At 33.2% G+C, this 22,098-nt stretch carries 16 protein-coding genes and 1 other RNA gene; 7 read left to right on the top strand and 10 right to left on the bottom strand.

All coding sequences use genetic code 11. The features are described from left to right. Positions 1-21: 21 nt before the first annotated feature. Positions 22-9,255, bottom strand: a complete 9,234-nt coding sequence (locus OLM52_RS03800) for a gliding motility-associated C-terminal domain-containing protein (RefSeq protein ID WP_264549818.1) — start codon at positions 9,253-9,255, stop codon at positions 22-24. A 16-nt stretch (positions 9,256-9,271) separates the two neighbouring features. After that, on the bottom strand, positions 9,272-9,748 hold the full coding sequence (locus OLM52_RS03795) for a hypothetical protein (RefSeq protein WP_264549817.1): 477 nt from the start codon (positions 9,746-9,748) through the stop codon (positions 9,272-9,274). A 296-nt stretch (positions 9,749-10,044) separates the two neighbouring features. Here OLM52_RS03795 and OLM52_RS03790 point away from each other — a divergent pair, with 296 nt between their 5' ends. From OLM52_RS03790 to OLM52_RS03780, 3 genes are read left to right on the top strand one after another with little or no spacing between them, the layout of a single operon-like run. Beyond that, the gene (locus tag OLM52_RS03790) at positions 10,045-10,536 is read left to right on the top strand and encodes a SixA phosphatase family protein (protein ID WP_264549816.1); all 492 of its coding nucleotides are present in this window, start codon (positions 10,045-10,047) and stop codon (positions 10,534-10,536) included. Next, complete coding sequence (gene ppk1, locus OLM52_RS03785) at positions 10,529-12,625, top strand: polyphosphate kinase 1 (RefSeq protein WP_264549815.1); 2,097 nt, start codon at positions 10,529-10,531, stop codon at positions 12,623-12,625. The genes OLM52_RS03790 and ppk1 overlap by 8 nt, the downstream gene beginning before the upstream one ends. A 12-nt stretch (positions 12,626-12,637) precedes the next feature. Further along, positions 12,638-13,528 carry a Ppx/GppA phosphatase family protein gene (locus OLM52_RS03780; protein ID WP_264549814.1) on the top strand — a complete coding sequence of 297 codons (891 nt, stop codon included), beginning with the start codon at positions 12,638-12,640 and terminating at the stop codon, positions 13,526-13,528. A 3-nt stretch (positions 13,529-13,531) separates the two neighbouring features. Here OLM52_RS03780 and OLM52_RS03775 read toward each other — a convergent pair whose 3' ends face one another. After that, on the bottom strand, positions 13,532-13,900 hold the full coding sequence (locus OLM52_RS03775) for a DNA polymerase III (RefSeq protein WP_264549813.1): 369 nt from the start codon (positions 13,898-13,900) through the stop codon (positions 13,532-13,534). 40 nt (positions 13,901-13,940) lie between these two features. On the opposite strand from OLM52_RS03775, the gene OLM52_RS03770 reads away from it, so the two are divergent. Continuing rightward, positions 13,941-14,180: a hypothetical protein gene (locus OLM52_RS03770; protein WP_264549812.1), complete on the top strand. Its 240-nt coding sequence runs from the start codon at positions 13,941-13,943 to the stop codon at positions 14,178-14,180. Positions 14,181-14,220: 40 nt separating this feature from the next. Here the strand turns inward: OLM52_RS03770 and dnaX are convergent, their stop codons facing one another. Together dnaX and OLM52_RS03760 are read right to left on the bottom strand one after the other, a co-directional pair. Continuing rightward, entirely contained in the window at positions 14,221-15,294 is a 1,074-nt protein-coding gene (gene dnaX, locus OLM52_RS03765; protein WP_264549811.1) for a DNA polymerase III subunit gamma/tau, read from the bottom strand. Between the two features lie 112 nt (positions 15,295-15,406). Beyond that, on the bottom strand, positions 15,407-15,667 hold the full coding sequence (locus OLM52_RS03760) for a hypothetical protein (protein ID WP_264549810.1): 261 nt from the start codon (positions 15,665-15,667) through the stop codon (positions 15,407-15,409). A 166-nt stretch (positions 15,668-15,833) separates the two neighbouring features. On the opposite strand from OLM52_RS03760, the gene rnpB reads away from it, so the two are divergent. Beyond that, an RNA gene (rnpB, locus tag OLM52_RS03755) (RNase P RNA component class A) lies at positions 15,834-16,157 on the top strand. A 13-nt stretch (positions 16,158-16,170) separates the two neighbouring features. Here the strand turns inward: rnpB and rsmD are convergent. The 3 genes from rsmD to OLM52_RS03740 are packed head-to-tail and all read right to left on the bottom strand — an operon-like array spanning position 16,171 to position 18,303. Further along, a complete protein-coding gene (gene rsmD, locus OLM52_RS03750; protein ID WP_264549809.1) occupies positions 16,171-16,749 on the bottom strand; it encodes a 16S rRNA (guanine(966)-N(2))-methyltransferase RsmD in 579 nt (192 codons plus the stop codon). After that, positions 16,746-17,558, bottom strand: coding sequence for a DUF3822 family protein (locus tag OLM52_RS03745; RefSeq protein WP_264549808.1), 813 nt, complete (start codon positions 17,556-17,558; stop codon positions 16,746-16,748). Before OLM52_RS03745 ends, rsmD begins: the two co-directional genes overlap by 4 nt. Further along, on the bottom strand, positions 17,542-18,303 hold the full coding sequence (locus OLM52_RS03740) for a hypothetical protein (protein WP_264549807.1): 762 nt from the start codon (positions 18,301-18,303) through the stop codon (positions 17,542-17,544). Before OLM52_RS03740 ends, OLM52_RS03745 begins: the two co-directional genes overlap by 17 nt. Positions 18,304-18,426: 123 nt before the next feature. Here OLM52_RS03740 and OLM52_RS03735 point away from each other — a divergent pair, with 123 nt between their 5' ends. Then, a complete protein-coding gene (locus tag OLM52_RS03735) occupies positions 18,427-19,851 on the top strand; it encodes an ATP-dependent DNA helicase (RefSeq protein ID WP_264549806.1) in 1,425 nt (474 codons plus the stop codon). 103 nt (positions 19,852-19,954) lie between these two features. Then, complete coding sequence (gene kdsB, locus OLM52_RS03730; protein ID WP_264549805.1) at positions 19,955-20,683, top strand: 3-deoxy-manno-octulosonate cytidylyltransferase; 729 nt, start codon at positions 19,955-19,957, stop codon at positions 20,681-20,683. On the opposite strand, the gene OLM52_RS03725 is transcribed toward kdsB, so the two are convergent. Together OLM52_RS03725 and OLM52_RS03720 are read right to left on the bottom strand one after the other, a co-directional pair. Continuing rightward, entirely contained in the window at positions 20,680-21,384 is a 705-nt protein-coding gene (locus tag OLM52_RS03725) for a potassium channel family protein (protein ID WP_264549804.1), read from the bottom strand. The genes kdsB and OLM52_RS03725 overlap by 4 nt on opposite strands. Next, complete coding sequence (locus OLM52_RS03720) at positions 21,371-22,045, bottom strand: spermidine synthase (RefSeq protein ID WP_264549803.1); 675 nt, start codon at positions 22,043-22,045, stop codon at positions 21,371-21,373. The genes OLM52_RS03725 and OLM52_RS03720 overlap by 14 nt, the downstream gene beginning before the upstream one ends. Between the last annotated feature and the right edge of the window lie 53 nt (positions 22,046-22,098).

The following is a 22,098-nucleotide window of genomic DNA, read 5'->3' as shown; positions in this document are numbered from 1 at the left end:
TAATTTTAGTTGCTATATTTCTTAACGGTTAAGGTATAGATAGCCCGATTTGTCATGATTTTTGTTTTCTTCATCTGTATATTTCAAAATATAGAAATAGGTTCCATCTGGTAAAAGTTCGTTTTTATTGTAAGTATTTCTACCTTCTGATTTTCCTTTAAATGATTTCAATGCATTATCATAACCTTTTTCATCATAAACTAAAACGCCCCATCGATTATAAATTTCAACTGTGTTATTTGGATAACATTCTATACCATCAATGATCATTACATCATTCGAAAAGTCATCGTTTGGTGAAATTGCATTATAAACTGTAATATCACAAGCTGCTAAAACCACACAATCATCGTTTACATTTAAATAGATTTCAAATATCATCGGACAATCATTATTTTCTTGATTTACAGTGTATTGCAATGTATAATAACCTAATGTTACGTTTGCTGGATTAAAAATACTTCCAGATAATCCACCAGAATTTGTAATCTCAACCCAAGTTCCATTTGTTGGAATTGAATCGTCTAATATAGTAAATAAATCAATTGCGTCTTCTTCAATACAAATTGCATAGTTAATTGCATCAAAAGGTTCTTCAACTGTTACATTAACAATTTGTGAAAAAGTAGCTTGATTTCCACAATTATCAGAAACTGTCCACACATGAGTAATTGTATATTCATAAATGGAAATAGTGTTTGTAGTTTCATTATGAATAACATCTAATATTCCAGAACAATTATCTATAAAATCAGGTATTGGTGTTGGTGGAATTTCAGAACAAATAACATCAATTTCAGCATCTAATGGAGTAACAATTGTTGGTGCAGCTGTATCATAAACAGTAATTGTTTGTGAATAAGTTACACTATTGTTACAATCGTCTGTGGCTGTCCATGTTCTTATGATCAGATATTGTCCAGCACAATTTGAATTACTTGTGTCGATATTATCCGAAACAGAAATTAGTATATCATTATCACAATTGTCAGTTGCCGTTAAAGTTTGCGCTTCAGGAATAGCATCACAGGAAACACTACTATTTACGGGTAATTCACTTGTAAAAATAGGAGCAGTGTTATCTTCAACAACAATAGTTTGAACTAAGTTTGTTGTTAAACCACTACAATCTGTTAAGGTATAAGTTCTTGTAATAATTAAAGGATTACCATTACAACCGCTTCCGCCATTATTTGTTTCCGAAACAGTTACTGTAACCGTTCCATTGCAATTATCTGCAACATCAGTTACTAAGTTAATATCCGCAACAGGAATTTCCGAAGTACATTGTAAATCTAAAAGATCTGAAGGCGCAATTCCAGTTGGAGGAGTTGTATCATCAATAGTAAAAGTATGTACCCAATTGTGCGTGTTTCCTTCACAATCCGTGAAAGTATAGGTATACGTCACATTTCCTTCACAAGCTGGAGTTGTAGAAACTACAGGAGCAGAAGCCACTAGTATATTTCCACAATTGTCCGTTACTACAGGAACACTTGGCGCTACAATATCTGCAGCACAAGCTACCGTTGAAGCAGTGTTTGCAGGAAGCGTAAAATCAGTATTTTCGATAGTGAATGTATGTACCCAATTGTGCGCGTTTCCTTCACAATCGGTAAAAGTATACGTATAGGTTACATTTCCTTCACATGCTGGAGTTGTAGAAATAGCAGGAGCCGAAGCTACTAATACATTACCACAATTATCTGTTACAACAGGAACACTTGGTGCTACAATATCCGCAGCACAAGCTACACTAGAAGCAGTATTTGCAGGAAGTGTAAAATCAGTATTTTCAATAGTGAATGTATGTACCCAATTGTGCGCATTTCCTTCACAATCCGTAAAAGTATAGGTATACGTCACAGTTCCTTCACAAGCTGGATTAGCAGAAATAACAGGAGCCGAAGCCACTAATATATTTCCACAATTGTCCGTTACTACAGGAACACTTGGCGCTACAATATCTGCAGCACAAGCTACCGTTGAAGCAGTGTTTGCAGGAAGCGTAAAATCAGTATTTTCGATAGTGAATGTATGTACCCAATTGTGCGCGTTTCCTTCACAATCGGTAAAAGTATACGTATAGGTTACATTTCCTTCACATGCTGGAGTTGTAGAAATAGCAGGAGCCGAAGCTACTAACACATTACCACAATTATCCGTTACAACAGGAACACTTGGCGCTACAATATCCGCAGCACAAGCTACCGTTGAAGTAGTGTTTGCTGGAAGCGTAAAATCCGTATTTTCAATAGTGAAAGTATGTACCCAATTGTGAGAGTTTCCTTCACAATCCGTGAAAGTATAGGTATAAGTCACATTTCCTTCACAAGCAGGATTAGCAGAAATAGCAGGAGCAGAAGCCACTAGTATATTTCCACAATTATCTGTTACAACAGGAACACTTGGCGCTACAATATCCGCAGCACAAGCTACAGTTGAAGTAGTGTTTGCAGGAAGCGTAAAATCGCTATTTTCAATAGTAAAAGTATGTACCCAATTGTGCGCGTTTCCTTCACAATCCGTGAAAGTATAGGTATAAGTCACATTTCCTTCACAAGCTGGAGTTGTAGAAACCACAGGAGCCGAAGCTACCAACACATTACCACAATTATCCGTTACTACAGGAACACTTGGCGCTACAATATCCGCAGCACAAGCTACCGTTGAAGTAGTGTTTGCAGGTAATGTAAAATCGCTGTTTTCGATAGTAAAAGTATGTACCCAATTGTGCGCATTTCCTTCACAATCCGTAAAAGTATAAGTATACGTCACATTTCCTTCACAAGCTGGAGTTGTAGAAATCGTAGGAGCCGAAGCTACTAATACATTACCACAATTATCTGTTACAACAGGAACACTTGGTGCTACAATATCCGCAGCACAAGCTACACTAGAAGCAGTATTTGCAGGAAGTGTAAAATCAGTATTTTCAATAGTGAATGTATGTACCCAATTGTGCGAGTTTCCTTCACAATCCGTGAAAGTATAGGTATAGGTTACAGTTCCTTCACAAGCTGGAGTTGTTGAAACAACAGGAGCAGAAGCCACTAATACATCGCCACAATTATCTGTTACAACAGGAACCGAAGGCGCTACAATATCCGCAGCACAAGCCACAGTTGAAGCAGTGTTAGCAGGTAATGTAAAATCGCTGTTTTCAATAGTGAAAGTATGTACCCAATTGTGCGTGTTTCCTTCACAATCCGTGAATGTATAAGTATAGGTTACATTTCCTTCACATGCTGGAGTTGTAGAAATAGCAGGAGCCGAAGCTACTAACACATTACCACAATTATCCGTTACAACAGGAACACTTGGCGCTACAATATCCGCAGCACAAGCTACCGTTGAAGTAGTGTTTGCAGGTAATGTAAAATCAGTATTTTCGATAGTGAAAGTATGTATCCAATTGTGCGTGTTTCCTTCACAATCCGTGAAAGTATAGGTATAGGTTACAGTTCCTTCACAAGCTGGAGTTGTAGAAATCGAAGGAGCCGAAGCTACCAACACATTACCACAATTGTCCGTTACAACAGGAACACTTGGTGCTACAATATCCGCAGCACAAGCAACCGTTGAAGCAGTGTTGGCAGGTAATGTAAAATCACTGTTTTCGATAGTGAAAGTATGTATCCAATTGTGCGTGTTTCCTTCACAATCCGTGAAAGTATAGGTATAGGTTACAGTTCCTTCACAAGCTGGAGTTGTAGAAATCGTAGGAGCCGAAGCTACTAACACATTACCACAATTATCTGTTACAACAGGAACACTTGGCGCTACAATATCCGCAGCACAAGCTACCGTTGAAGTAGTGTTTGCAGGTAATGTAAAATCAGTATTTTCAATAGTGAATGTATGTACCCAATTGTGCGAGTTGCCTTCACAATCGGTAAAAGTATAGGTATAGGTTACAGTTCCTTCACAAGCTGGAGTTGTTGAAACAACAGGAGCAGAAGCCACTAATACATCGCCACAATTATCTGTTACAACAGGAACCGAAGGCGCTACAATATCCGCAGCACAAGCCACAGTTGAAGCAGTGTTAGCAGGTAATGTAAAATCGCTGTTTTCAATAGTGAAAGTATGTACCCAATTGTGCGTGTTTCCTTCACAATCCGTGAATGTATAAGTATAGGTTACATTTCCTTCACATGCTGGAGTTGTAGAAATAGCAGGAGCCGAAGCTACTAACACATTACCACAATTATCCGTTACAACAGGAACACTTGGCGCTACAATATCCGCAGCACAAGCTACCGTTGAAGTAGTGTTTGCAGGTAATGTAAAATCAGTATTTTCGATAGTGAAAGTATGTATCCAATTGTGCGTGTTTCCTTCACAATCCGTGAAAGTATAGGTATAGGTTACAGTTCCTTCACAAGCTGGAGTTGTAGAAATCGAAGGAGCCGAAGCTACTAACACATTACCACAATTGTCCGTTACAACAGGAACACTTGGTGCTACAATATCCGCAGCACAAGCAACCGTTGAAGCAGTGTTGGCAGGTAATGTAAAATCACTGTTTTCGATAGTGAAAGTATGTATCCAATTGTGCGTGTTTCCTTCACAATCCGTGAAAGTATAGGTATAGGTTACAGTTCCTTCACAAGCTGGAGTTGTAGAAATCGAAGGAGCCGAAGCTACTAACACATTACCACAATTGTCCGTTACAACAGGAACACTTGGCGCTACAATATCCGCAGCACAAGCTACCGTTGAAGTAGTGTTTGCAGGTAATGTAAAATCAGTATTTTCGATAGTGAAAGTATGTACCCAATTGTGCGAGTTGCCTTCACAATCGGTAAAAGTATAGGTATAGGTCACAGTTCCTTCACAAGCTGGAGTTGTAGAAACCGAAGGAGCCGAAGCCACTAACACATTACCACAATTGTCCGTTACTACAGGAACACTTGGTGCTACAATATCCGCAGCACAAGCAACCGTTGAAGCAGTGTTGGCAGGTAATGTAAAATCACTGTTTTCAATAGTGAAAGTATGTACCCAATTGTGCGAGTTGCCTTCACAATCCGTGAAAGTATAGGTATAGGTTACAGTTCCTTCACAAGCTGGAGTTGTAGAAATCGAAGGAGCCGAAGCTACTAACACATTACCACAATTGTCCGTTACAACAGGAACACTTGGCGCTACAATATCCGCAGCACAAGCTACCGTTGAAGTAGTGTTTGCAGGTAATGTAAAATCAGTATTTTCGATAGTGAAAGTATGTATCCAATTGTGCGTGTTTCCTTCACAATCCGTGAAAGTATAGGTATAGGTTACAGTTCCTTCACAAGCTGGAGTTGTAGAAATCGAAGGAGCCGAAGCTACTAACACATTACCACAATTGTCCGTTACAACAGGAACCGAAGGCGCTACAATATCCGCAGCACAAGCCACAGTTGAAGCAGTGTTAGCAGGTAATGTAAAATCGCTGTTTTCAATAGTGAAAGTATGTACCCAATTGTGCGTGTTTCCTTCACAATCCGTGAATGTATAAGTATAGGTTACATTTCCTTCACATGCTGGAGTTGTAGAAATAGCAGGAGCCGAAGCTACTAACACATTACCACAATTATCCGTTACAACAGGAACACTTGGCGCTACAATATCCGCAGCACAAGCTACCGTTGAAGTAGTGTTTGCTGGAAGCGTAAAATCCGTATTTTCAATAGTGAAAGTATGTACCCAATTGTGAGAGTTTCCTTCACAATCCGTGAAAGTATAGGTATAAGTCACATTTCCTTCACATGCTGGAGTTGTAGAAATAGCAGGAGCCGAAGCTACTAACACATTACCACAATTATCCGTTACAACAGGAACACTTGGCGCTACAATATCCGCAGCACAAGCTACCGTTGAAGTAGTGTTTGCTGGAAGCGTAAAATCCGTATTTTCAATAGTGAAAGTATGTACCCAATTGTGCGTGTTTCCTTCACAATCCGTGAAAGTATAGGTATACGTCACATTTCCTTCACAAGCTGGAGTTGTAGAAATCGAAGGAGCAGAAGCCACTAATACATCGCCACAATTATCTGTTACAACAGGAACCGAAGGCGCTACAATATCCGCAGCACAAGCCACAGTTGAAGCAGTGTTAGCAGGTAATGTAAAATCGCTGTTTTCAATAGTGAAAGTATGTACCCAATTGTGCGTGTTTCCTTCACAATCCGTGAAAGTATAGGTATACGTCACATTTCCTTCACAAGCTGGAGTTGTTGAAACTACAGGAGCCGAAGCTACTAACACATTACCACAATTATCCGTTACAACAGGAACCGAAGGCGCTACAATATCCGCAGCACAAGCTACCGTTGAAGTAGTGTTTGCAGGTAATGTAAAATCGCTGTTTTCGATAGTAAAAGTATGTACCCAATTGTGCGCATTTCCTTCACAATCCGTAAAAGTATAAGTATACGTCACATTTCCTTCACAAGCTGGATTAGCAGAAATAGCAGGAGCCGAAGCTACTAACACATTACCACAATTATCCGTTACAACAGGAACACTTGGCGCTACAATATCCGCAGCACAAGCCACAGTTGAAGCAGTATTTGCAGGAAGCGTAAAATCAGTATTTTCAATAGTGAAAGTATGTACCCAATTGTGCGAGTTTCCTTCACAATCCGTAAAAGTATACGTATAAGTAACATTTCCTTCACAAGCTGGAGTTGTAGAAATCGAAGGAGCAGAAGCCACTAATACATCGCCACAATTATCTGTTACAACAGGAACCGAAGGCGCTACAATATCCGCAGCACAAGCCACAGTTGAAGCAGTGTTAGCAGGTAATGTAAAATCGCTGTTTTCAATAGTGAAAGTATGTACCCAATTGTGCGTGTTTCCTTCACAATCCGTGAAAGTATAGGTATACGTCACATTTCCTTCACAAGCTGGAGTTGTTGAAACTACAGGAGCCGAAGCTACTAACACATTACCACAATTATCCGTTACAACAGGAACCGAAGGCGCTACAATATCCGCAGCACAAGCTACAGTTGAAGTAGTGTTTGCAGGTAATGTAAAATCATTGAGTTCTATGGTGAATACTTGACTTAAATTAACTGTTACACAAGAAGTTGAAACAGTATAACTTCTATTGATAATAGTAGGACAATTTCCAGCAATTACATCAACATAAGTTATAGTATAAGTTAAAGTAGTATTTGAAACACTTCCTCCAATAGTAATAAAATCTTGTAATGTAATAGCAACAGGAACTGTACTAAATGGTAGAGTAGTGAGTGCACTAGTTCCACAGCCATTAATAGTTGTTGATGCAGGTGATGTTATAATTGGGATATCATCAATAACAATTGTAAATCTATAATAACATCCATTTGAATTGGGTGGAATTGCATAAAAGGTATGTACTCCAATTCCGTTAGGAAAAGGATTATTTGTTGAGTATTCTGTTGTTGAAGGTGTTACTGGATATGAGTTATAAAATTGGGTACCATTTGGATAATTTGATGCAATTGAATTGAAAGGAATTTGAACATTAGTCCCACAAAAGTCAAAACTTAATTCAACATTCTCATTTTGACAATTTTGACTAATATAATTGGTTGCATCAATACTAACTGAAATGGGATCAGTAATTGGATCACCAATACATAATCCAGAGGTCACATAACCTTGTATAAAAGGTTGATTAGTGATCGGTATTCCTGTAAGTGCACCAACTCCATTAATAAAGCCTTGAAGACTAGTACTTGGTATACAAAATTGATTTTTAAGTAAAAAACAATCTTCTGTAATCTTTATTTTATATTTTAATTCTCCTAAAACATCAGAAGGATTTGCCGGAACCGGTAATGTTCCAATATCCCAAATTAATGCACCAGATGCCCCAATTGCTGGATTAAAATATAAATTATTTGGAGTAGGTAATGGGCTGAAATTGATGATTCCCGATTGACTTCCGTTTACAAAAGTAGCCATATATGGAATTTCAATTCGTATTTGTGCATTATTTATAGCATCAGTACCTTCATTCAAAATTTTAATCGAATATTCAATTTCTTCTCCTGGTGATACTGTTGTGGTGCTTGTCGCAGGTAATCCATTAATAGACACCAAAGACATAACTCCTTCAGCTTCTGGAATGTATGCATCTACAGCCATTGCTGCCATAAATATAACATATGTATCTTGTGTAGAACCATAACGAAGTGTTGTTGATGTTTGATTATTAGCAATAACACTGTTTCCTACATTAGGAATATTAAACATTGAAATATCTAACCCCGTATTGTTTAACAAATTGGGATTCCTTGTATTACCACCTGTTTGAATCGATGAATTAAAAAAATTATTTGTTCCGTTTCCTGTATGATTTAATGCTTGCCAATTATTATCACTTGAACGACGAATGTTAAAATAATCACCACTTATACTACGATCACCTTCACCTGCCATTAACCCAAGTTTAATATTTACCTGACCCGTTTGAACGGCATTAAAACCAGAAATTGGAATTTCGTGACTCACAGTTGTACTACCTTGTACATAAGCATGTCCATCAAAAACAGTAATATCGCGCCATTTCATTTTAGAATTTTCGTAAACAACAATAATTCCCCAGCCACCATAATAACCTGTTCCACCTCCATTGCCTTCAACAAGTGCAATATCAGCAACCGTATATTGGCCCAAACCATTCGTTTTGACATAATCTGTTATTTCTGCGAAAGCAGAATACATAAAACCATCACTATTTTGAGGGTAATAGATGTCATTTGTACCCGCTGTAATTTCAGTATAAGAACTTGATAATGGTCCCTTTAATTGTACTTTTCTTTTGTTAAACGTTTTGGTAACAGCATTTTTTGTAACATCAAATGTATCAGGACTACTTGAACCATCTGATGCTCTTCCTGTCCAATATAAACCTGCAAAAACAACTTTTGAACACTCAGGAACCGCTCCGTTTTCATTTGAAAAAGTCAAATTTGCAGAGGAAGAATTAAATGTACTTGCATCACCATCTACATCAACATAGCGCATGTTGTTATTACTATTTGGTTCGTTATCATCATAAGAATTTAAGGTCAAATTTGTGTTTCCAATTAATGAAAAATCACCCTTAACTTTATATATTGATGTTGACGGACTTGCAACAGGTTCTCTTGGAGTAAAATTTACTCTTACTTGAGCCATTCCGTAATAGTTAAATGATAAGAAAAGTAAAACAAACATTAATGTTTTATTTTCATTCAAGTTTTTAGTAATATAATTTTTAGGAGACATGATAGATAATATAAAATTATTCAGGAATGCTTATTTGATAAGAAATTAAAACTTGCTTATTATTCATAGAAATTAAACTAGGAATATTACCATTGATTGTTTTGGTTTCAATGATTAGGTGCACAATTTCTAAATTCGAAAATTGATTTAAATCATTTAGATTAATAGTAGCAACGGATGTGGAAATTCGTACAATACAATTTCTAATATTCTGAAATTGTGCTGTATCTAATTGTGATAACTTAGACAAATCTAAATAACCAATATCTAAGGTGCTAGAGGTTTTTGAAGAGGTATTAGCATCAGATGAATTCGAAAACTTGAGACTATTGGAATTTAAAATAGTGCTAATTTTTTCAACATTGTTTTGTTTTTCTTTACCCAATAGTGCAGCGTTATAATTGAAAAATTCTTGTGCACTACATATTTCATAACTTGTAAAGAAAAAAAATGTCACTAAAAAAAGACATTTGAATTTAAATATACTTTCCATAATACTAATTTTAAAATTAAGATTATAGCAAGTCTAGTATAAGGTTAGATAGGGGGAAAAGATAGGCTGTTAAAATTACTTTAGGGGGTATATTTAAAAATCTATTTTTTAGTCAAACAAACTACATTAGTCTAGTTAACATGGTGCTAAATTACTTAAATTCTTAGATTTGTAATAAAACTGTAGTACTTATTCGACAAAGTGATTAAAATAATCTATAAAGTCACTTAAAATTGACAAAATGATAATAAATAAGTTGAAAAAAATGATTAATTTAATCATCTAAACGAATCACTATGAAAAATTTAATTTTAATCAGACATTCAAAGTCAAGTTGGGATGCTCCTGTGCAAGATATTGATCGATCTATTTCTTCTCGTGGTGTTAAAGATGCGCATTTAATTGCCTCAAAATCTGTTAACATTGTTCCAAATTCCTATATTGTTTGGAGTAGTAAATCAAAACGAACCACAGAAACAGCTTATATTTTTTCACAATACCTATCAATACCTTTGGAAACAATTCATTTTACAGAAGATTTATATACGTTTGACGATAAAAAATTATATCAAATCATAAAAAAATGTAAAAATGAACACGATAGCCTAATTCTTTTCGGACATAATGAAGCTATTACAAATTTTGTTAATAAATTTGGAGACCTTTATATTGAAAATGTTCCAACGTCAGGTTTGGTTGCTATGCAATTTGAAACTAATGATTGGGATAATTTAGGTAAAGGAAAAACAATTGCAACCTTATTTCCAAGCCATTTTAAAAATGATTAACACAAATAATAATTATATAGACCGCGAAAAAAGTTGGCTAACCTTTAACGCTCGCGTGCTTCAAGAAGCTAACGACGAAAGTGTTCCTTTATTAGACAGATTTCGATTTTTAGGAATTTTTTCAAATAATTTAGACGAATTTTTTAGAGTACGCTATGCTGCTATTCGACGAATGAGCCTCGAATCAACTGAAACTGAGAAAATATTAGGGGTTCCAGCTGAACAATTACTGAAAGAAATTACAGAAATTGTTATTGAACATCAATCGGAAAGTTTGCGAATCTTAAGCGAAATTGAAAAAAAACTAGAAAAAGAAAACATTTTCATCATTAGCGAAAAAGATATTTCTAAAGATCAAGAAAATTTTATTCACGACTATTTTATTCAAAAAGTTAGTCCTGCTGTAGTGACAATCATGTTAAATGATTTGGAAGAATTCCCGCTTTTAAAAGATACTTCTGGATATTTAGCTGTCAAATTGGTAATGAATTCTAAAAGTAAATTCTCATTATCTACGAAAGAAATTCGTTATGCCGTAGTCGAAATTCCAAATACAGTTAATCGATTTGTAGTACTTCCCTCAAATTCAGAAAAACAGTATATTATTCTTTTAGATGATGTTATACGGTATAACTTAAACAATATATTCAACATATTTGATTACGAAAGTATTTCAGCTCACATGATTAAAATTACGCGTGATGCTCAGTTAGAATTCGATAGTGATTTGAGTAAAAGTTTAATTGAAAAAATTTCATCTTCTGTAAAAGAACGAAGAGTTGGTGAACCTGTACGATTTGTTTACGACCAAGCCATAGGCAAAGATACTTTAGAATATTTTTTGAAAGGAATGAAAATTGATAGTTCCGACAGTATTATTCCTGGTGGAAGATATCACAATCGTAGAGATTATATGAATTTTCCAAATTTAGGACGATATGATTTATTATATAGAGAAAATGTACCTCTTCCTGTTCCTGGATTATCGTTAGAAGGAAGTATATTAGAAAAAATAAAGAAAAAAGATTATTTGTTATATGCTCCGTACCAATCATTTTCATACATTATTAAGTTTTTGCGAGAAGCCGCTCTAGATCCAAAAGTAGCTTCTATAAAAATTACATTGTACCGTTTAGCAAAAAATTCACAAATAGTAAGTTCGTTAATAAATGCGGCCAAAAACGGAAAAAAAGTAACGGTTCAAATCGAATTACAAGCTCGTTTTGATGAAGAAAGCAACATTTCATATTCCGAACAAATGCAAACCGAAGGCATCGAATTAATTTTTGGGGTTAAAGGTTTAAAAGTGCATAGTAAAATTTGTGTAATAGAGCGTGTTGAAGAAGGAAAAGTTAAACGCTATGGATTTATTTCAACCGGTAATTTCAATGAAAATTCAGCAAAAGTATACACGGATGTTACTTTGTTTACAAGTAATAACGAGATTTTAAAAGATGCAGCAAAGATTTTTGATTTCTTTGATGTGAATTATCGTGTGCATCGTTACAAACATTTAATTGTATCGCCTCATTATACAAGAAGTCGTTTTAATAAGCTAATTGAACGAGAAATCTTAAATGCAATTTCTGGAAAAGAAGCCTATATTAAGTTGAAAATGAATAGTATTTCCGACTTTAAAATGACAGATAAATTATATGAAGCAAGTAAAGCAGGCGTAAAAATTCAATTAATAATTAGAGGAATTTGTTGTTTGATTCCTGGTGTTAAAGGTTTGAGCGAAAATATTGAAGCAATTAGCATTGTAGATAATTATTTGGAACATTCTAGAATTTACATTTTTGCAAATGATGGAAATCCAGATGTTTTTATTTCCTCAGCTGATTTTATGACGCGTAATTTAGATGCAAGGGTTGAAGTAACTTGTCCTATCTATGATGAAGATATTAAAAAAGAACTAATTGAAACATTTGAAATTGGGTGGAAAGCCAATGTTAAAGCTAGAATTCATTCAGATGATTTAAAAAATGTATACAGAAAACGTGGTGATGAAAAAACGTTCAGAGCACAATTAGAAATGTATAATTATTACCAAAAAAAGCTTGATGTAATAGCCGAAAAAGTTCAATAATTACATAAATATATGATTACAATAAAAAAATATGCGGCTATTGATATAGGTTCTAATGCAATGCGATTATTGGTAACCAATATAGTAGAGCAGGATGGTTGCACCCCTCAATTTAACAAAAGTTCATTGGTTCGAGTTCCAATTCGTTTAGGACAAGATGCGTTTACGGTTGGTGAAATTTCGGAAGAAAATATTGACCGAATGGTTGATGCCATGAAAGCTTTTAAATTATTAATGAAAGTTCACAAAGTTGAACAATACAGAGCTTGCGCAACTTCGGCTATGCGTGAAGCTTATAATGGAAAAGAAGTTGCCGAAATTATTAAGAAAAAAGCCGATATTAAAATTGATATTATTGATGGTAAAAAAGAAGCTGCTATTATTGCTGCTTCCGATTTAAAACAATTTATAACTTCTGACAAAGCATATTTATATGTAGATGTTGGCGGCGGAAGTACTGAATTTTCTCTGTTTTTTGAAGGGAAAATTATAGCATCCAAATCGTTTAAAAATGGAACCGTTCGTTTGTTAAATGATATGGTAAACGATATTGTTTGGCAAGAAATGGAAAAATGGATAAAAATAAACACTGAACCATTTGAAAATATCACGTTAATTGGTTCTGGTGGAAACATCAATAAATTATTCAAATTATCGGAGAAAAACCAAGATAAACCGCTATCATACATGTATGTACAATCGCAATATCAAAAGTTAAACAGCATGACTTATGAACAACGCATCTCTGATTTAGGCTTAAATCCAGACCGTGCCGATGTAATTATTCCTGCAACACGAATATATTTAAATGCTATGAAATGGAGTGGCGCAAGAAATATACATGTCCCAAAAATTGGATTATCTGATGGTATCGTGAAAGCGATGTATTATGGGAAGATTTAAAATCTAAACATCCAAATCAAACGTCTTTCTCAACAATTCAATCGTAGGATTAATTTGTTTTAATCGTTCAAATTTTTCTTGTGGCGTAAAAGCATATTTGTTTTCTGTTGCTTCATTGACCACCACTTCAATAGTAATATCGTGGTTGTGTAATTTACCTCTTAAATAACCCAATAATTCATGGCATCCGGATAAAAATTCTTCTTTCGTACTTTGATTAGGAAGTTCTAATGTTATGGTTGCTCCGTTTAAGGTTGGATCGTTCATTTGCATGTATGTCGCCAACAAACGTTTTCCAGAATCTGTCATTTTTTGAGCAAATTTATTCCATTGCAATAACATATCTGTTTCGTTAAATGCTTCAGAAGGCAATTCTTCTTTGTGCTTTTGATGCTGATTTTGTTGGGCTTCTATGTCTTTTTTAGCTTTTATACTCGCTAATGAAAGTGCCGAAACTTTTGTTCCTGTTGGATTTAAATTGGTAAGAACTGGTTTTGGAATTTCAGGAACAATTGGAGCAACTACTTCATTTTGTAGTTCTGGTATTTCATCAATTACAGGTTCGTTAACAACTGGTACAGCTACTACAACAGGTTTTGATTCCTCAGTTAAAATTTGTGTTTTAACTGTTGAAACTTCAGTAATAGAGTAGGAGTTGTTCTTGTAATAAGTAGCCGGAATAATAAATTTAGCTACTTTTTTTTTTCTCCATCAAAAGTGATAGAGGCTAATTGCATCAAACAAAGTTCAACTAAAAGGCGCTGATTTTGACTGACTTTAAATTTCAAGTCGCACTCGTTTGCCAATTCAATTCCTTTTATCAAGAAATCGTGCATTGCTTTATGCGATTGAGCAGCATACAAAGCTTGAGCTTGTTCGCCAGCTTCTAACAAAGATAAAGTTGCTGGATTTTTACACACCAGTAAATCTCTAAAATGCGATGCCAAACCAGCAATAAAATGATGTCCATCAAAACCTTTCGCTAAAATATCATTATAAGCAATTAATAAATCAGGAATTTTATTTTCTAAAATTAAATCCGTAATTCTGATGTAATATTCAAAATCTAATACGTTTAAATTCTCGGTAACAGCTTGTCTGGTAAGGTTTTTTCCACAATATGAAACCACTCTGTCAAAAATAGACAAAGCATCACGCATCGCACCATCAGCCTTTTGAGCAATAATATGCAAAGCATCGTCTTCGTAAGCAACACCTTGTTCTCTAGCAATTTCAGCTAAATGATCTTTCGCATCTTTAACAGTAATTCTTTTGAAATCAAATATTTGACAACGCGATAAAATCGTTGGAATAATTTTATGCTTTTCTGTAGTTGCTAAAATAAAAATGGCATGTTTAGGCGGTTCTTCTAATGTTTTCAAGAAAGCATTAAAAGCAGCTTGTGAAAGCATGTGCACCTCGTCAATAATATAAACCTTATATTTTCCTGTTTGTGGTGGTATTCTAACTTGGTCAATGATACTTCTAATATCATCTACACCATTGTTTGATGCGGCATCTAATTCAAATACATTAAACGAAAAATCTTCATAGGGATCATCATAACCTTCCTGATTGATTTTTCGAGCTAAAATACGAGCACAAGTTGTTTTTCCAACACCACGAGGTCCCGTGAATAATAAGGCTTGTGCTAAGTGATTGGTTTCAATAGCATTCAACAAAGTATTCGTAATAGCCTGCTGCCCCACAACATCTTTAAATGTTTGCGGACGGTATTTTCTGGCAGATACTATAAATTGTTCCATACTGATTATTGATTTACAAATATAGGTTGAGGAATTCCAAAAAGCAAGTTCCAACTTCCAATTTGAAAAGAAACTTTGTAAAAGTTATTCACAATTTTATACATAAAACCAATTATAAATGTGAATCATTTTTAGCTTTAATTACTAATTTTGAAATAAAATGTGCATTATCATCCACCGAATTAGCAGAAGAACCAGTTACAAATACACCTTTTAGTCCAAATTTTGAAACAATGCCATAAACAATTGCACTATCGTCTGGACTTGAATTACCTTCATATTGATAAATTTGATTCACAATATAATTTTCGGGATGTAAAATTATCTCTTCTGAGTTTTGATTAAAATCATATGTAAAACCTTCATTTCTCAATTGTTTTTAATGCAACAGAAACGGATGCGTATTTATATATATTTGTCATTGTATTGCATATTAAGGACATATAAATTTACTGTTTTTAATCTGAGTAAGTACCCTATAAAACGTTAAACTCTTTGAAAAAAAGTTAAATTACCATCATATTTTATTGTAAGTTTGCACCGCAGACCGCCTTATCGTTCCCGATTTATCGGGAGAGGAAAGTCCGGACACCAAAGAGTAGCATAGCGGGTAACGCCCGTCCGTTGAAAGGCGAGGACAAGTGCAACAGAAAGTATGTACAGGTAATGCTGTAGTGAAACCAGGTAAACTCTATGCGGTGAAATGTCAAGTATATCAGCAGTTTCTGAGCAATTAGAATAAGGGCGACTCGTCCGATGTTGAAGGGTAGACAGCTTGAGTCACGCAGTAATGCGTGATCTAGATAAATGATAAGGCTCCGATTTATCGGGGACAGAATCCGGCTTATAGGTCTGCTTTTTTATTTTTTGAAGATTTTAACCTTCGTCTTCTTCGTCAAAATCTTCTTCTTCGTCGCTTTCAAATTCGTAAAACGAAAAAACTGAACCTCCATAATGTTTATCAAAAGAAAAATTAGACATGTGGTTTAATTTTGTATGTTTCGAATGTTCTACAATCAACATACCTTCTTCGTCTAATAATTCATTATCAAAAATAAGTTGAATTACTTTTTCAAATTCTTTTTGATCTAAATTATAGGGTGGATCAGCAAAAATGATGTCATAAGTAGTTTTATTTCTTTCAAGAAAAGAAAAAACATCACTTTTAATTGCTGAGATATCTAAATCTAATTCGGTAGCAGTTTTTTTTATAAAATTTACACAACCCATATCGCCATCTACACTAGTAATAGGACCAGAACCACGCGAAGCAAATTCATAGCTGATATTTCCAGTGCCTGAAAACAGGTCTAATACCTTTAATCCATTGAAATTAAAATGGTTATTCAAAATATTGAACAACGATTCTTTAGACATATCGGTTGTAGGCCGAACCGGTAAATTTTTAGGAGCAGTTATTCTACGACCTTTGTGTTTTCCAGAAATAATTCTCATGAATGATAAAGTGTGAAGTGATTTCTAATAGCAGTTTCTGACGCATCAAAAGTAGTAACCAATGATGAAACATTTAATAAAGAACAATTTCTAATGTATTGATAGGCCATTTTATAATTTGCATCTTCAACAGAACAATTTCCTAAAATTTGAACGGCAATTGTTTCTGGATTCAATTGCAATTGTTCGCAAGTAAATAACAGATAATAAATAAAATCTTGTGGTGTTGAATAGCTAAATGAATTGAAAAGCAATAATTCTTGATTTTTCACTACTACTATTTCAAATGTGTTCTTTTGAATATGAACAAAAACCTGTTTTTCGTCTTTGTTTTTTGAAATGTCTAATAACTTTTTTACTAAAATAGAATTGCTGTTTTTGTATTCAAAACTTTCATATTGATCTAATAAAAAATTATTAATATTTACAAACGGTACATAAACATTGTTAATTTCATATGGAACAATTGTATCATAGGTAAAAAAATCAGTTTCAAAAACCTTTGTATTGTATTGTAAATAAGAAGCTAAAAAATTAATATCAAATAATGAAGTAGGCACAAACGCATTCAAATTGTTGTTGTGTAAAACAACAATTTCATCATATGGTTTTGTCAAAATAGTATTGTCTACAAATGAACGCCAAAGTTGTTCTTCAACTACTTTGTTTTTTTCAAATGCAATTTCAGCAGTGTGTAAAACTTTATTGGTAAATAAATCAAAGACACAAAAAGAAAGTCCACTCAAGGAAACCTGAATGGACAACTTTTTGTATGTTTTTTGAGTTATATCGTTATTCGTTACTACCATATTTTTTTGGCCAGTTTCCTGTAAGACTAACTTCTTCTAATGAACCTAAAATTACTTCAGGACCATTAATTTCGTCAATAGATTCAACTTTATTCTCGCTTTTAACCATTTCTTGATCTAAATCTTTTAATAAAGCATTTTTATCAATTTTAGCTTCAAAAACTGAAATATTCATATCGTTTCTACTTACTAAACCAGTTTTCATTGATACAGGAACTTCAAAGTCCCCAACTTTTACAACATTAAGTCTTTTGTAACGATCAGAATTTTTAAATAGTGAATCTTTAACAGAAACACTTCCTAATTTTTCAGTAATTACGATATCCTTAAAGAAACCTCCAACTCCATCAGCATTAACTGTAATTCCAAAAGCAGCATTTTTAGCAGCATCAATAACAGCGGTATCTCTACGAGAAATAATGTCAAATTTTTGAGTTTCCACAAATTTAACTAACTCCTCAAAACTATCTGCATATTTACCATAAACAGATTTGTAGCCTAATTGTGTTTTTTTAATATCTAACATTTTGTTAACTGCAGCTTGAAATCTTTCTTCTTTTGTTTTATCAAAATTGATTGGTTTCATTACAGAAGCATAAATTAAATATACTAAGAAAAAAGAAACACCCCATAATACTACAGAAACAATTTTTCTACTTCCCGGAGTGACAAATTTATCAATTAGCTTAACCAATACAAGGATTAAAACAATCAATACGACTAAATAAATAGCAATTTCTAACATTTGATTCTAAAATTTTTTAGTTAAATAGGTACGCAAATCTACAATTTTTTTTTCTTTAGAAAAGAATTTCTTGTAAAAATCATCAGTATCTTTGAAAAATTAATATTAGCGAAACCTTTTTTAATGACTTACATGCTGTTTTACAATTTATTACGAGAAAATTTTTTATTTGAGCCTACATTAAAGCAGGATATTTTTCTTCAAAAAATTGCCGTTTTTTTATTAAATTCTTCTCCAGATGACATTTTTGTTTTAAAAGGTTATGCTGGAACAGGAAAAACAACCATAATTTCTAACGTAATTAATTCTATTAGTAACGTAGAAATGAAGTGTGTATTGTTAGCACCAACAGGTAGAGCTGCAAAAGTAATCAGTAATTATTCCGGAAAACCAGCATTTACAATCCATAAGCGAATTTATTATCCAAAAAAAAATAAAACTGGAGGAGTAAGTTTTACGCTCCAACAAAATAAATTTAAAAACACCTTATTTATTGTTGATGAATCTTCTATGATTTCAGACACTTCTCAAGATTCTAAATTATATGAAAATGGTTCATTATTAGATGACTTATTCTTTTATGTAGAAGCTGGAAAAAATTGCAAACTATTATTAATAGGAGATACAGCGCAGTTGCCGCCTGTTAATATGACCTTAAGTCCGGCTTTAGATATTGATTCACTTTCTTTACATTATCAAAAAAACGTGCATCATATCGAATTTGATGAAGTTATGCGTCAATCTGAAAATTCTGGAATTTTATACAATGCTACGCAATTACGCGAGTTATTAAATTCTCATTTTATTGACACGTTTCAATTTAAATTAAAAGGATTTAAAGATATTATTCGTTTGCAAGATGGTTATGAAATTCAGGATGCCATTCATGGTGCTTATGACAATTATGGAATAGAAGACACCGTTTTTATCGTGCGTTCAAATAAAAGAGCCAATCAATACAATCAGCAAATTAGAACTTCGATTTTATCCAAAGAAAGTGAAATTTCAACAGGTGATTATTTAATGGTCGTAAAAAATAATTATTTCTGGTTAAAAGAAGAATCGGAAGCCGGTTTTATTGCTAATGGTGATATTGTTGAAATTTTAGAAATTAGAAAAATTCAAGAACTATATGGCTTCAAATTTGCAACTGTAAAAGTTAGAATGGTAGATTACCCTAATCAAGCAGCTTTTGATACGATTATAATGTTAGATACGATTATGAGTGAATCACCTTCGTTAACTTATGAAGAATCGAATAAATTGTATCAAGAAGTTTTATTGGATTATGAAGACGAACGTCAGCAATATAAAAAACTGCAAAAAGTAAAAGAAAATGAGTATTTCAATGCTTTACAGGTTAAATTTTCATATGCAATTACATGTCATAAATCGCAAGGAGGTCAATGGAAAACCGTTTTTGTAGAACAACCTTATTTGCCTAACGGAATTGACATTGATTATGTGCGATGGTTGTACACTGCCATTACAAGAGCAGAAGAAAAACTATATTTAATAGGATTTAAAGACGAATATTTTGAAAATTAGTATCTTTGTAAATTAATGAAGAAATGTTATTAGAACCTATTGACTGTATTTCTTTGAGTTAAATTAATTAATAAAATTTTGCTTTTTAGCGCTTTATATAAACATGAAAATCATCGCTGTAATTCCTGCTCGTTATGCATCCACTCGTTTTCCTGCAAAATTAATGCAAGATTTGTGCGGCAAAACGGTAATTCTTCGCACATATGAAGCGGCAAAAAACACCAATCTTTTTGATGATGTTTTTGTGGTAACCGATTCTGATTTGATTTTCAATGAAATTATATCGAATGGAGGCAAAGCTATCATGTCAGTTAAAGAACATGAAAGTGGTAGTGACCGAATTGCGGAAGCAGTTGAAAATATGAACGTTGACATCGTAATTAATGTGCAAGGCGATGAACCTTTTATCAATAAAAAACCGCTTGAAGAATTAATCGAAGTTTTTAAAAACGATAGCAATAAAAAAGTTGACTTAGGATCATTAATGTTTCAAATTACTGATAAAGAAGAAATTAACAATCCTAATAATGTAAAAGTAATTACAGATCAACAACGTTTTGCTTTGTACTTTTCACGTTCAGTAATTCCGTTTCCACGAGAGGAAAATGCTGGTGTTCGCTACATGAAACACATCGGAATTTATGCTTTTAGAAAAGACGCGTTGATGGATTTTTACCGTTTACCCATGTTATCATTAGAAGCTTCAGAGAAATTAGAGCAACTTCGTTATTTGGAATACGGAAAACGCATCAAAATGGTTGAAACTTCTCACGGAAGTATCGGAATTGACACTGTAGAAGATTTAGAAAAAGCACGTAAGTTATTGTCTTAAATTGGTTCATCATCAAAATACCCTTTGCTTTTTACTTTTGTTGAGAAAAAATTTAAAAATAAAATCACAAATGATAAAAAGAACAAAGCTTGAAGACTTACTAACACTTTTCCAAAAGTTGTAACTGGATAATAATCTCCATATCCAATTGAATTTGAACTTATTAAACTAAAATAAACCGAATCAAACCAATGTTCAAAAGGTTTATTCATATTATTTCCTAAAGTATATAAAACTGCAAACGATACCACAATTTCTATATAATTCAAAAACAACAATAACATCGAACGTTTGTATGATCGAGGTCTTGAAAACAAATCGGATGCAAAAATTAATGTTGGTATATATAATACCGTTTCTAATAAAACAAAAATTAATCCCCAAATTACATATTCATTATTTTGCCAACCATTTATCAAAATTAAAAAAGGAAAAATTACTTTAGCCAAAACATACAAATCTAAAGCCAAATCTTGGTATTCGTGACCGATTTTACAAGCATAATATTTGATATATATTCCAGGAAACATCAATTGGGAAGAGGAAAGAAGTAAACGAACAATTTTTTCAATTCCATTATCATCTTGATGATCGTTGTTCCAAATAGATTTAATATTCAAAATTCGCTTTTGAATAGGATTTAATTTTGGAGCATAATTTTTATTTACTTTACCAACTAATAATTTTTTAAGAATGTTCATCAGCTAATTTTTTAATGGTAAATAATTCATTGTGCACTTCAATTTTTGGATATAATCTTACCGAAAAATTGTTGTTAAATTTACTTTTATACAAAGCATTTCTTCTTCTATCTTGATAATCTAATACCATAGTGTTAAACAAGATAAAACCATTTACATTAAGTAAAAAATTAACTCTGTTGATAAAATAATCTTCAAATAAAAAGTTAGGCATTATAGTATCTTGAAAAATATCAATTACAATTAAATCATATCTTTCTTTGGTTTTTAAAACAAATTCAAAGGCATCATCAATTACAATTTTAACATTTTTATATTGGTTTAAACCAAAGTAATTATTAGCGATTTCAACAACGGTTCGATCTATTTCTACCCCTGTTATTTTACCTTCAAACTTAACTTCATTTTTCAAGGTTTCAATTATACTTCCACCAGCAACTCCAAGAATTAAAATATTTTCAAATGTATTAATTCGGTCATAACCAATATATTTTAAACCTTTTTTAAGAACACGCTGAAGACTACCAAAGGAATAATTAGTATTTTCAGAATCTAAAACCAAATACCCATTATTCCAAGTAACTTCTAGGTTTTTACTGAATTCTGATTTTTTTTGGTAAATCTTTACAGGTAAAATATAGCTTAATAATCGCTTTATCATTTGCTTTTGTTTGTAATCGTAAATATAATTTTATTTTTGTGTCAAATTAAATC

Source organism: Flavobacterium sp. N2820, from assembly GCF_025947285.1.
GTDB lineage: Bacteria > Bacteroidota > Bacteroidia > Flavobacteriales > Flavobacteriaceae > Flavobacterium.
This window is presented reverse-complemented; position numbering and strand designations above follow the sequence as displayed.

Excerpts from the sequence above, each read along its gene's own strand:
- rsmD (WP_264549809.1), bottom strand. The coding sequence starts at position 16,749 with ATGAGAATTATTTCTGGAAAACACAAAGGTCGTAGAATAACTGCTCCT.
- OLM52_RS03720 (WP_264549803.1), bottom strand. The coding sequence starts at position 22,045 with ATGATAAAGCGATTATTAAGCTATATTTTACCTGTAAAGATTTACCAA.
- kdsB (WP_264549805.1), top strand. The coding sequence starts at position 19,955 with ATGAAAATCATCGCTGTAATTCCTGCTCGTTATGCATCCACTCGTTTT.
- OLM52_RS03740 (WP_264549807.1), bottom strand. The coding sequence starts at position 18,303 with ATGTTAGAAATTGCTATTTATTTAGTCGTATTGATTGTTTTAATCCTT.
- OLM52_RS03790 (WP_264549816.1), top strand. The coding sequence starts at position 10,045 with ATGAAAAATTTAATTTTAATCAGACATTCAAAGTCAAGTTGGGATGCT.
- OLM52_RS03770 (WP_264549812.1), top strand. The coding sequence starts at position 13,941 with ATGTCTTTTTTAGCTTTTATACTCGCTAATGAAAGTGCCGAAACTTTT.
- OLM52_RS03795 (WP_264549817.1), bottom strand. The coding sequence starts at position 9,748 with ATGGAAAGTATATTTAAATTCAAATGTCTTTTTTTAGTGACATTTTTT.
- OLM52_RS03745 (WP_264549808.1), bottom strand. The coding sequence starts at position 17,558 with ATGGTAGTAACGAATAACGATATAACTCAAAAAACATACAAAAAGTTG.
- ppk1 (WP_264549815.1), top strand. The coding sequence starts at position 10,529 with ATGATTAACACAAATAATAATTATATAGACCGCGAAAAAAGTTGGCTA.
- OLM52_RS03800 (WP_264549818.1), bottom strand. The coding sequence starts at position 9,255 with ATGTCTCCTAAAAATTATATTACTAAAAACTTGAATGAAAATAAAACA.
- OLM52_RS03735 (WP_264549806.1), top strand. The coding sequence starts at position 18,427 with ATGACTTACATGCTGTTTTACAATTTATTACGAGAAAATTTTTTATTT.
- OLM52_RS03780 (WP_264549814.1), top strand. The coding sequence starts at position 12,638 with ATGATTACAATAAAAAAATATGCGGCTATTGATATAGGTTCTAATGCA.
- OLM52_RS03725 (WP_264549804.1), bottom strand. The coding sequence starts at position 21,384 with ATGAACATTCTTAAAAAATTATTAGTTGGTAAAGTAAATAAAAATTAT.
- dnaX (WP_264549811.1), bottom strand. The coding sequence starts at position 15,294 with ATGGAACAATTTATAGTATCTGCCAGAAAATACCGTCCGCAAACATTT.